Source organism: Allobosea sp. 05T422_2 (genome assembly GCF_056396265.1).
On sequence record NZ_JBFTLD010000478.1, the window covers coordinates 1 to 2100 of the forward strand.

3 protein-coding genes are annotated in these 2100 nt (G+C 64.1%); 2 read left to right on the plus strand and 1 reads right to left on the minus strand.

All coding sequences use genetic code 11. The features are described 5' to 3' along the window. Positions 1-405: M48 family metalloprotease (locus AC1DJT_RS36340; protein WP_476836015.1), on the plus strand; the 405-nt coding region annotated here is incomplete at its 5' end. A 119-nt stretch (positions 406-524) separates the two neighbouring features. On the opposite strand, the gene AC1DJT_RS36345 is transcribed toward AC1DJT_RS36340, so the two are convergent. After that, positions 525-1133 carry a 2-hydroxychromene-2-carboxylate isomerase gene (locus tag AC1DJT_RS36345; RefSeq protein ID WP_441490239.1) on the minus strand — a complete coding sequence of 203 codons (609 nt, stop codon included), beginning with the start codon at positions 1131-1133 and terminating at the stop codon, positions 525-527. A 263-nt stretch (positions 1134-1396) separates the two neighbouring features. On the opposite strand from AC1DJT_RS36345, the gene AC1DJT_RS36350 reads away from it, so the two are divergent. Further along, positions 1397-2100 (plus strand): argininosuccinate synthase (locus AC1DJT_RS36350; RefSeq protein ID WP_476836016.1); only part of this gene is annotated, 704 nt, incomplete at its 3' end.

Here is a 2100-nt window from a genome sequence, read left to right on the forward strand (position 1 = left end):
ATCCTGCTCGGCGTCGCAATCATCGCAATCTCCTGGCTGCTCGCCGTGGTGATCCGCCTGTCTCTGTCGCGTTCGCGCGAGTATCTGGCCGATGCCGGGGCGGTCGAACTGACCAAGAATCCGGACGCGATGATCTCCGCGCTGCTCAAGATCGCCGGGCGCGCCGATATCGACGGAGTGCCGTCGGGCGTCATGGACATGTGCTTCGAGAACGATCCCGACGATTTCGCCGACCTGTTCTCGACACATCCCTCGATCACCAAACGCGTGCAGGCACTCGTCGAGACGGCAGGCGGCCGGATGCCGGCGATGCCGCCGCATCCGCCCAGGATGTCAGAGCGTCAGGATCTGCCGACCATGGTCGGGACGGCGCGCGGTCCGTGGGGCGCCAGGCCGCAGGACTGACCCGCGGCAGCCTCGTGCTCAAGGCATCGGTCCGACAAGTGGATTGCAGTCCTTTGGAAAGCCGGTGCACACACAGAAGGTTGGTTCACCGGACCGGATACAGGATCCGGCCCCATGATCTAACACCCATCCCGGGCCCAGCGGAGGGCCTCCCCCAGCCGATCATCTCCCCAGAACAATTCGCCATCGCCAGTGACGAAGGCCGGAGCGCCGAAGATCCCGAGCGATTTCGCGAGTTCGGTCTCGGCCTTCAGCCTGCCCTTGACCTCCTCGCTTCGCGAGGCCGAGAACGCGGAGCCGGGATCCGCGCCAGCCTCCTTCAGCGCCGCGACCAGTACGGCTTCCTCGGCAATGTTTCGTCCCTCGCAGAACGCAGCCCTGAACAGCGCCTTCGAGAAGGCGGGCATCCAGCCCGCCTCGCGCCCTGCGAGCGCGACGCGCGCCGCGACGAGGGAATTCTGCGGAAACGGGTTGGGCCGGACAAGCTTGATGCCGGCACGGGCGGTCTGGCGCTCGAGATCGCGCCACATATAGCGGCCCTTGTTCGGGAACAGGTTGAAAGGTGACGTCGTCCAGCCCTGGCCGGCAAAGATCGGTCCAAGCAGGAAGGGCCGCCAACGCAGCGCCACTCCCGCTTCGTCTGCCACGGCTTCAGCCCGCAAGGCACTCAGAAAGGAATAGGGTGACGCGAACTCGTACCAGAAGTCGAGGACGGGACGATTCGGCATTCAGCCTCCAGGTCGGTCATCGGTTTGAGTCGCGCTCGGGAAGCTTCGACCTGTCGCGGCGCGACTGCAAGCACGCAGGACGCGTGTTGCACAATCGGCATCGTTGATACCGACCCATCACGGGATGACGTTTGATCGATCAGAAGGTTCCGATTGCGTCGTCCCGAGGGCTGCGATAGTGCGCCATTGAGCCGAAAACAGGGCCATCCACAGTCGAAGCGTCCCCGGCATGGAAACATGCCGTCAGAGCAGGAAGATCATCGATGTCCGACAAGCGCGTGAAGAAGGTCGTGCTCGCCTATTCCGGCGGCCTTGACACCTCGATCATCCTGAAATGGCTGCAAACCACCTATGAATGCGAGGTGGTGACCTTCACCGCCGATCTCGGCCAGGGCGAGGAGCTGGAGCCCGCTCGCCAGAAGGCGCTGCTGCTCGGCATCAAGCCCGAGAACATCCATATCGAGGACCTGCGCGAGGAATTCGTCCGCGACTACGTCTTCCCGATGTTMCGGGCCAATGCCGCCTATGAAGGCGTCTACCTGCTCGGCACCTCGATCGCTCGCCCGCTGATCGGCAAGAAGCTGATCGAGATCGCCGAGAGGGTCGGCGCGGACGCCATCTCTCATGGCGCAACCGGCAAGGGCAACGACCAGGTCCGCTTCGAACTCACCGCCTATGCGCTGAAGCCCGATGTCGTGGTGATCGCGCCCTGGCGCGAATGGGACCTGCGTTCGCGCGAGCAGCTCATCGCCTTCGCCGAACAGCACCAGATCCCGATCGCCAAGGACAAGCGCGGCGAAGCGCCCTTCTCGGTCGACGCCAACCTGCTGCACGCCTCCTCGGAAGGAAAGGTGCTGGAGGACCCGGCGCAGGAAGTGCCGGATTACGTCTACTCGCGCACGATCTCGCCCGAGGATGCGCCGGACAAGCCGACCTATATCACCATCGACTTCGCCAAGGGTGATGC

Coding starts and splice junctions, on each gene's coding strand:
- AC1DJT_RS36345 (WP_441490239.1), bottom strand. CDS start 1,133: ATGCCGAATCGTCCCGTCCTCGACTTCTGGTACGAGTTCGCGTCACCC.